Source organism: uncultured Ligilactobacillus sp., assembly GCF_948826705.1.
Lineage (GTDB): Bacteria > Bacillota > Bacilli > Lactobacillales > Lactobacillaceae > Ligilactobacillus.
Genome location: NZ_CAQLEL010000055.1, coordinates 1 through 8,688, shown reverse-complemented (window position 1 = coordinate 8,688; position 8,688 = coordinate 1). Strand labels below are relative to the sequence as shown.

Genomic DNA, 8,688 nt, shown 5'->3' with positions numbered 1-8,688 from the left:
TGGAAAAAATTATGAAAAAAAACTATATGAACCTAAAGACCAGGCATATTTGAAACTAGATGGTAATTATTTGCCTGTGATCGGTGTAATGGGAGACAACTATCACTCAGATCTAGATGATCAGATATTTATTGCAGCTTCGACCCAAAAATTGACGACAGCTCAGACAAATGATTATCGAATCGTTTTGGATAGTTTGACCCCGATCGATGCTAAAGCTTTAAAAAAAGACCTAGGCTTACTATCAGCTACCAGATTAGTCAAAAAAAATTTCATCATTTCTGATGAATCGTGGTTAGCCTCACATTGGGTACAAGTTCTGGGATTATTTGCGGCAGCAGTCGGCTTTCTAGCGCAAATGGCTGTTTGGTTGATATCATCACGGCGTCGCTATAACGAAGCTGTATTTTTGCAAGCTAATCCTGCTAAATTTGCTTTTGAAGAATGGCGCACATATTCGATCTGGGTAGGTCTAGGTACGATCATTGGGGGCATGGCAGGGATGTTTATCTTCCAAATGACGACGTATACTTCTCTATTACTGACGATGGGGTCGATCTATTTGGGAAGTAGTCTATTATTTTACCTATTGATCAATTCAAGGTTGAAAAAAGAGTGAGTATTTAATGCAAAAATAAGTTATAGATAACGAAATGTCAAAGAGAATATGAAAGTAAAAGCTATGTTATATAGTAGGAGAGGTTTTTTTAAGAAGTGAAGTTACCAGAAGATTTTAAGAAAAAATATCAAGCTCTGTTGGGTGCTCAAGCCCCAGCATTCTTTGAAAGTTTATCTGGCGAGGTGCAAAAGGGGTTTCGACTTAATCCATTAAAAGATAACTATAAAAAAGTTGCTAATCCACTGGATGAATCGGTTGAATATGTTGCAACTGGTTATGTAGGAGAAATTAGTGGAAAGACGTTGGAACATCAAGCAGGGTATATATACAGTCAAGATCTAAGCGCAATGTATGTCGGTGAAGTGGTCGAAGCTAAACCAGGCGAAAAGATCCTGGATCTTTGTGCTGCACCCGGGGGAAAATCGACGCAGATCATTGAAAAGATGGCAAATCAAGGCCTATTAGTTTCAAATGAGATCAATAAAAAACGGGCTTTGGTCTTAGCTGAGAATATGGAACGGACCGGGGCACGAAATTCGATCGTCTTAAATGAAGATCCAGCCACATTGGCTCAAAACTTTAAGTCTTATTTTGATAAGATCGTAGTTGATGCGCCTTGCTCAGGTGAAGGAATGTTTCGTAAAGACCCACATGCGATCACATATTGGCATGCCAATTATCCAGCGCAATGTGCTAAGCGGCAACGTGAGATCTTAGATGAAGCGGTAAAAATGTTAGCTGTCGGTGGTGAATTGATCTACTCGACTTGTACATTTGCTCCTGAAGAAGACGAACAGATCATCAGCTGGTTATTACAAGAATATCCTTACTTTGAGATCGTCCCTTTACAAAAGTATACTGGCATGGACAGTGGAGTCCCAGCTTGGGGCAATGATGAGCCCGCACTAACTGGGACGGTTCGCTTGATGCCACATCACTTTAAAGGTGAGGGGCATTTTATCGCTAAATTACGTGATACGCGACCAGCGCAAGTTGTAAAAGCTAAGAAAAACAAGCATAAAAAGCAAAATAAAGCAGGTTTGACTCAAGAGCAAATTGCTTTATGGAAAGAATTTTCAGCTAACTTCTTAAAGCAAGATCTCTTCAAAGTAACTGAATTGCAATGCTACGGCGACCATCTTTATTATTACAATAAAAATTGGCCTGATATTTCACGCTTAAAGTTCATGCGTCCGGGCTTATTGCTTGGTGTCTTTAAGAAAAAGCGCTTTGAGCCTAGCTATACACTAGCTTTGTCTTTAAGCGCAACTGAGACAGAGCAAAAACTAGCGTTGACCCAAGAACAATGGCAACAATATGTTACAGGTAACACAGTGACTGTGGCCACGTCGCATAAGAATGGGTGGTATTTATTGATCTGTGATGATAAACCCTTTGCCTTTGGCAAGGTCGTCAATGGTACGGTCAAAAATTTCTTCCCTAAGGGCTTACGTTTTAGTTTTGAATAAGACAATGCAGTCAGTGCTATATAAATAATGAGGGACCTATCATGATGCGTTTGCATCGTGATAGGTCCCTCATTTTGCTAGTTTAGATATTTTTCTTTGAGGCGTTTTACGACTTCAGCGGTAAACTCAGCATCGAATTTTTGACTGATAAAATAACCTACAAAATAAGGTGATACGATAAAACGCGGAACTATTTTACAGTAGAGTTTATCGGCTAATTTATAAAAGAAGAGATTGTAAGCTTCGCAGTGTCCATCATTAAATTCAGCGAGTAAATATGAAACGACTTCTTTGATATAGTCAGCCGCAGGTGCGATACTTTGTTCATCAAAGCTGATGTTAAATTCCAAGAAGCCCATGATGGGGTGATCGGAGATATTGAGCGTTGCCGAAGCTTTAGTTGCGACCGTTTCACCACCAAAGTAAGCTGGAGCGATCTCACGGTAGCCATCGGCCTCTAAAAGCCCAACGATCTGCATGTGCGGGTGTGAAAGTGAACCACCTGAAAGTTTGCCATAGTTTTTATACAGTAAAACACTTTTATATTTAGGATCATTATAAAATACTTTCCACTGTTTGATCGCATAAGCTAGAATATTTTGCCATTCTTCAGGTTCATAATTAGAGATGTTGCCATCGTGTTTAGCAGATTCGATCAAAACGAACTGATCGGTCTTTTCGAGTGTAGGATACTTATTTTTTAAAAAGATCATCTCACCTTGTTGGTCGTAAATATCAGTTAAATGTTTAACGTCACAAAAAGGACAACTGGGCTCAGTTGCTTTTGATATCCGCTTTTGTTTACCGATACTACGATTGAATGTCAAAAGACTATTTGTTTCCATAAAATATTCACCTGATCCTTACTTACTCATAGGCTAAATTATAACATAACTTAAAAAAATTTAAATACGTGGGTAAGCGATAAAAGTTGACTTAATTGTGTAAAACTTAAAAAATAATTGTATTTTTTTGTAAAACGTTGTAACATAATTGTAATAATTTAATTAGAGGTGCGATATGAAATATAAAACCAAAGTTATACTCTGTGTTGGAATTGCAATGTCAGCTCTTATTTGTGGTGCTTATTTCATCTACCAACAGCGGACTCATTTCAATGAAAATGTTACGATCAATGGGATCAATGTTGGTGGCTTAAACGCTAAAGAAGCACAAGAAAAGCTAACTGCAGCTAAAGTTGAAAAGAAAGTCTATCTCAACAAGCAATTGCTCTATACGGCAGAGCCGACGGAATCAGAGTTTAGCTCGAAAGATCTAGCAAAATTTGAAGCTACATTGAAAAAACAAGCCACGATTTTACCAAATGATAAAAAGGTCAACTATACTTTGACTCCAGCTAATGTTGATGGCAAAAAGGTGGCTTCGCTAAAATCAAATGTAGAAGCAAAACTAAATGAGGCTGATCAGTCACGAAAAGCACCAGTTGATGCCTATGCGATCTTAGAAGGAGATAAAGTCAAGGTCGTCAAAGAACAAGCGGGAAACAAATACGATGTTTCAGCGATCTTAAAAGAGTTCAGCCAAAAAGAAGGTAATAAAGATATCTATCTGACAGCTAAGTACTTAAAGCCAGTCAAAGCAAATAGTGCAACTGTTAAGCAAGAGGAAAAGAAACTCAAAGAATTGACCGGTAAAAAGATCACATACACTGTACAAAAAACAGAATATGAATTAACGACGGCAGATATTCTAACATCAGCTCGATATCAAGCGGGAAAATATCAGTTCGACACGCAAGCGTTAAAGAATAAAGTGGTCGAGATCAATCAAAAACAAGCAACTTTAAATAAGAGCTTGGCCTTTAAGACAAGTGAAGGAAATGAGATAAGTGTTCCGGCTGGTACCTATGGCTGGGCGATCAGTGCTAATAAAGCTGAAAAGACTTTGACAAAAGCTTTGGAAAATGGTGAAACAAAAGTTGATGCCAAGAGTGATATCTATGGTGAAGGTTATGACACACGCGGAACTGGCTATGACACAACAACTAATGGTGGGATCGGTAACACCTATGTTGAAGTTTCGATCGAAAAGCAACATTTGTGGGCTTATCGTGATGGTCAACAAGTCGCTTCCATCGATGTGGTGACGGGGACTCAAAGTACGCATAATGATACACCTAAGGGAGTCTTTTATGTTATGTATAAACAAACAAAAACGACCTTACGGGGATCAAGAGCTGATGGATCAGCTTATGCTAGCCCAGTAGAATATTGGGTACCATTTACTTTAGATGGTTGTGGTTTCCATGATGCAGACTGGCGAAAAAATTGGTCAAACACAGCTTATCTTAAAGAAGGCTCTTTAGGATGTGTCAATATGAGACCAAGTGAAGCAGCTAATGTTTTCAACAATTTGAGTCAAAGTGAACCAGTTATCATATACTAAAAAATAAAGCGTGAGACGATGCCGATCAGCGCTATATAAATAACAAGGCCCCCTACGATGCATTTTCATCGTGGGGGCCTTGTTTGGCTATAAAAGACCAATAGAAGACCAATAGAAGACTCTATCTGGTTACGAGTGTTTTTGGTACCAAGCTAGTGATCGGAGTGCTTGCGCCATGTTTGTCTGTTGTGCTTCAAGTAAGTTTACTCGAGCAAAGATCGCATGTTTAGCTAATTTGATCTCGCGGGCTAGACCAAGATCAGCTGATTTAGGTTCAAAGAAAGTGTTGAAATCGGCATAGAGTTCGGGTGAACTGAGCGTTTTGCCGATCACGGTGATATAGGCAGTAAATTCCATGTCTCCACCTACAGTTTCCTCTAACCAAGTCCAATTTTGTTTGAGCCAATTCCAAGCAAGTTTTTGCCCGACCGGATTAGCTAAGATCTCTTCTAGCCAAGCTCTGAGATCTTGGGGCTTGATGACTGCTGGATCTTTGAAATTAGCTAATAATTCGGTCAATTGCGCTACTTTAGGAGAACTAGTCAAAGCTTGTCTGAGATCTACCTTATAGCTGGGATCGACACTTTGCTGGTATTCCCTGAAAAATTCAATGAAACAAGCAGCTGAATTGTGATTTACCAACATATTTTTAAGCACAACTCCTCGGATATTGGCTGGTAGTTTAGCCCAGTCGGTCTTAGTTGGAGGAAAATATAATTGTTCATCTATAACATGCTTGACTTTAGCGTAAAGTTCAGCCTTTAAAAGTAGTGGTTGCAACAGCTCTTGGTCTAGCCGAGAAAAACCAGCCGGATCTTGGTTAAGACTTGTCTTTAAAACACTTGTAAAACTGACCACTAAAGTGCACAGATCATTATGCGCAGTACTGTCAGAGGCAACAAAGGGCTTTAAGAGGTCTAATAATTGCAGTAAAGCTCGAGTAACTAATTGGCTATGATCATTTTTGAAGTTAGCCGCTAATTCAAGGACTTGAGGCAATGAAACAACTTGAGCTTGAGCTAATAAAACTAGATCTTGCAGTAAACTAAAACGTGTGAGCGCATCTGTTTGGGATGATTTTTTTAGGAGATCAAGTAATAGCTCAGGACTGTAATCAACGATAAAATGGGCGTTATTGTGCACATTTAATTGTAAAGCAGCCCCATGTTTTTGTCTGAGACTAGTATAGTCTTTGATGATCAAGCGTCTTTGAGTCATTAAAGCTGGTAATTCAGGGTAATTACTCATCAAGGGGATCGGCCATAGCTGGCTAGATGCCATACTAGGGTCAGTAAAGAATTGCCGCTGTTCGAGCAAAAGATCATTGCCTATTTTCTTAACACTAATTACGGGATAACCAGGGCAATTGAGCCAAGTATCCATTATTTTTGGAAGATCAAGCTCTGTTGTTTGCGTTAAAGCTTGCCAAAGATCAGCCCCAGTAGCGTTACTATAGGCATGGCTGGCAAAATAGTGTTTTAAACCAAGGCGTAAGGCAGTATCACCGATCAAGGCGCGGACCATAACGAGCATGCGGGCTCCTTTAGCATAAACGATCGCACTATCAAAGAGTGCATCGATCTCAGCTGGATCTTCGACTGGCGTATAGATGGATTGGACTCCAGCTAAAGCATCACGATTTAAAGCTAGTGGGACTTCAGTACTTTGAAAAGTTTGCCAGATCTTCCAGTTTGGCTCTAGCGCATCGATACAAACATATTCCATCATATTGGCAAAACTTTCATTTAACCATAGATCATCCCACCATTTCATCGTTACTAGATCGCCAAACCATTGATGTGCTAATTCATGTGCGATCACAGTTGCGATCTTTTGTTTGGTCTCTAAAGTCGTATTGTCAGGATCTAGTAAGAGATAGGCTTCCCGATAAGTAATGATCCCCCAATTTTCCATCGCACCGGCTGAAAAATCTGGTAAAGCTACTTGCCAAGAATGTGGGAGTGGATAGGGCGTTTGGTAGTAGTCTTCAAAGAAATCAAGGGCACGTTTGGCGATATCTAAAGCAAAATCTAACTCTTTTAGTTGATGAGCTTTAGTTGAAAACACACCTACCTTGATCCCAGAAGCAGTCATGGTGGTTTTACTTTGTAGTTCTCCTAAAACAAAGCAGACAAGATAAGTTGACATTTTAGGGGTCGTTTCAAAATAATGGACACCAGCGATAACACTTTTTTCCGGCATATTGCTTAAAACTTGTTCACCTGGCTGTTCATCGAATTTTACAGCAAGGTCAAAAGTCGCTTTGGCATCAGGTTCATCGACACAGACAAAAGCTTCTCGGGCTGCATCAGTTTCAAATTGGGTCCCGATCAATTGCTTTTTTTGCCCTTCTAGCTCGTAGTAAGAAGGGTAGATCCCCATCATTGTATCAGTCAAATTTGCAGTATATGTAATTTCTAAAGTAACTTTTCCAGTAAAACCAAGCTCTAAGTAAAGAGCATCTTTTGTGTCATCAAGTTTAAAAGCGTGGGACTGCCCATTGACCAAGACTTCATTGATCTGGAGCTTTTTTTGATGGAGCCAAACAGTCTCAGTTAAAGCAAGACCAGTGATCGTCGTTTTACCAAAGAAATGTTTTTGTTGGCGATCCAAGTCAAAATAAAGATCGTAGTGTTCTGGCTTGAATGTTGTTGCAAAATGCATAATATCACCTTCTAAATATAAGTTAGTGCCAATTATATTCTTTTTTTCTTAAAAATACTACCTGAATAAACAAAGAGCACTAAACACTAATCATTAGTTGTTTTGGTGCTCTTTATTTATATATGTGATTAATCAACATTAATCATAATTTACCCAAAAAGTCAGTCACGAATCAGTCAGAAATTTACAAAGCTGGTAAACTTGTCTGGTGTTGCTATTCGTTGCTCATCTGTGATAGCTGTGTAAATCTGCAATGTTGTTTGAATATTACTATGTCCTAGCTGAGCTTGAAGTTCTTTTGGATTTATACCACTTTGAATAGCTAAGGTGGCATATGTGTGTCTGAAGCCATGTGGTGAGATCGGGTGAAGATCAATTTTCTTTCTGACTTCATTGATCCAATATCTAGGAACAATGCCTGAAATAAAAGAATTGTTTGAATTAGCAAAAACAAGTTGCTGAGGACTATTTGCATTAAAACCGATCTCAAGTAATTTTATCCGTTGAATCTTTTGCCATTGCTGTAAGATAAAAAGTGTTTTTTTATCAATATATACAGTCCTCTTGCTTGCTTGAGTTTTAGGTTCTGAGATAGTTGCCTTACCTTTTTTTGCATACGTTACTGTTTTATTTATGGCAATTGATTCTGAAGCAAGATCAACGTCATCCCAAGTCAAAGCGAAAGCTTCTCCAATTCGCATACCACTAAATGCTAGTAAGCGAAATAACGTATAAATTTTTGGTGGACACATTTTTTGAGCAGTATCCAAAAAAAGTTCCAACTCGTCACGAGTATAAAATTTGGGGGGCTTTGGTGCTTTTTTTATCTTAGGTATAATTACCTTGTCGAAAGGATTTTTGTTGATGTAGTCCATTGATATTGCAAATTCAAAAATTCGTGAAGCTTGGATCGCATAATTTTTTATAGCGGTTAAATTATTTTGTGCAAGGTCATTGACCATTGTTTGACATTGACGCGCTGTGATTTTTTGGATAGGGGTATTGCCCAGAGCTGGCAATATATGCGTTCTAAAATGACTTTCCACACACATCAAGGTGTGTTCACGGACAGTTAGCTTATAAGTATCCAACCAATGCTCATACACGTCTGAGAACGTTAGATCAGTCTTTTCCAAAAAATTGCCACTTGCGATCTCTGCTGAAAGTTTATCAGCTGCCATTTTTGCTTCACGTTTTGTCTTAAAGCCTCTGACTGTTTTCGTGATACGTTTTCCATTTGCGTCTTTACCAACGTAGAGCTGAATGCGGTAGAAGTCGCCTTTCTTTGTTTTATATTTGCTAATTGATGCCATTTTTATCTTCTGCTATATAAAACGTGAACAAACGTAATCAAATATATCAAATGATTACATTTGAGAAAGAAATATAGCTTTTCCTTTCCTAATTTTATTTACTACCATCTTCATGACGCCACCCTTCAAATATAACCTGATTATTACATACACGGTTTCCATTGGCGTCTAGCCCATTGACACATTCTCCTTCTGTCACAAGATAATCCGCACCCCC

General features: G+C 38.8%; 5 protein-coding genes and 1 pseudogene. 3 read left to right on the top strand and 3 right to left on the bottom strand.

Going from position 1 to position 8,688, the window contains the following annotated elements; all coding sequences use genetic code 11:
- Together Q9Q35_RS03040 and Q9Q35_RS03035 are read left to right on the top strand one after the other, a co-directional pair.
- Positions 1-619: pseudogene (locus Q9Q35_RS03040) on the top strand (hypothetical protein); the annotation flags it as partial.
- A 95-nt stretch (positions 620-714) separates the two neighbouring features.
- On the top strand, positions 715-2,088 hold the full coding sequence (locus Q9Q35_RS03035) for an RsmB/NOP family class I SAM-dependent RNA methyltransferase (protein ID WP_304652076.1): 1,374 nt from the start codon (positions 715-717) through the stop codon (positions 2,086-2,088).
- A 77-nt stretch (positions 2,089-2,165) separates the two neighbouring features.
- Here the strand turns inward: Q9Q35_RS03035 and Q9Q35_RS03030 are convergent, their stop codons facing one another.
- Positions 2,166-2,933 carry a DUF4931 domain-containing protein gene (locus Q9Q35_RS03030; protein WP_304652075.1) on the bottom strand — a complete coding sequence of 256 codons (768 nt, stop codon included), beginning with the start codon at positions 2,931-2,933 and terminating at the stop codon, positions 2,166-2,168.
- A gap of 175 nt (positions 2,934-3,108) precedes the next feature.
- Between Q9Q35_RS03030 and Q9Q35_RS03025 the strand changes: the two genes are divergently transcribed.
- Positions 3,109-4,494 carry a L,D-transpeptidase family protein gene (locus Q9Q35_RS03025; protein WP_304652074.1) on the top strand — a complete coding sequence of 462 codons (1,386 nt, stop codon included), beginning with the start codon at positions 3,109-3,111 and terminating at the stop codon, positions 4,492-4,494.
- A 129-nt stretch (positions 4,495-4,623) separates the two neighbouring features.
- Here the strand turns inward: Q9Q35_RS03025 and Q9Q35_RS03020 are convergent, their stop codons facing one another.
- A complete protein-coding gene (locus Q9Q35_RS03020; protein ID WP_304652073.1) occupies positions 4,624-7,158 on the bottom strand; it encodes a M1 family metallopeptidase in 2,535 nt (844 codons plus the stop codon).
- A gap of 176 nt (positions 7,159-7,334) precedes the next feature.
- Entirely contained in the window at positions 7,335-8,471 is a 1,137-nt protein-coding gene (locus Q9Q35_RS03015; RefSeq protein ID WP_304652072.1) for a site-specific integrase, read from the bottom strand.
- Between the last annotated feature and the right edge of the window lie 217 nt (positions 8,472-8,688).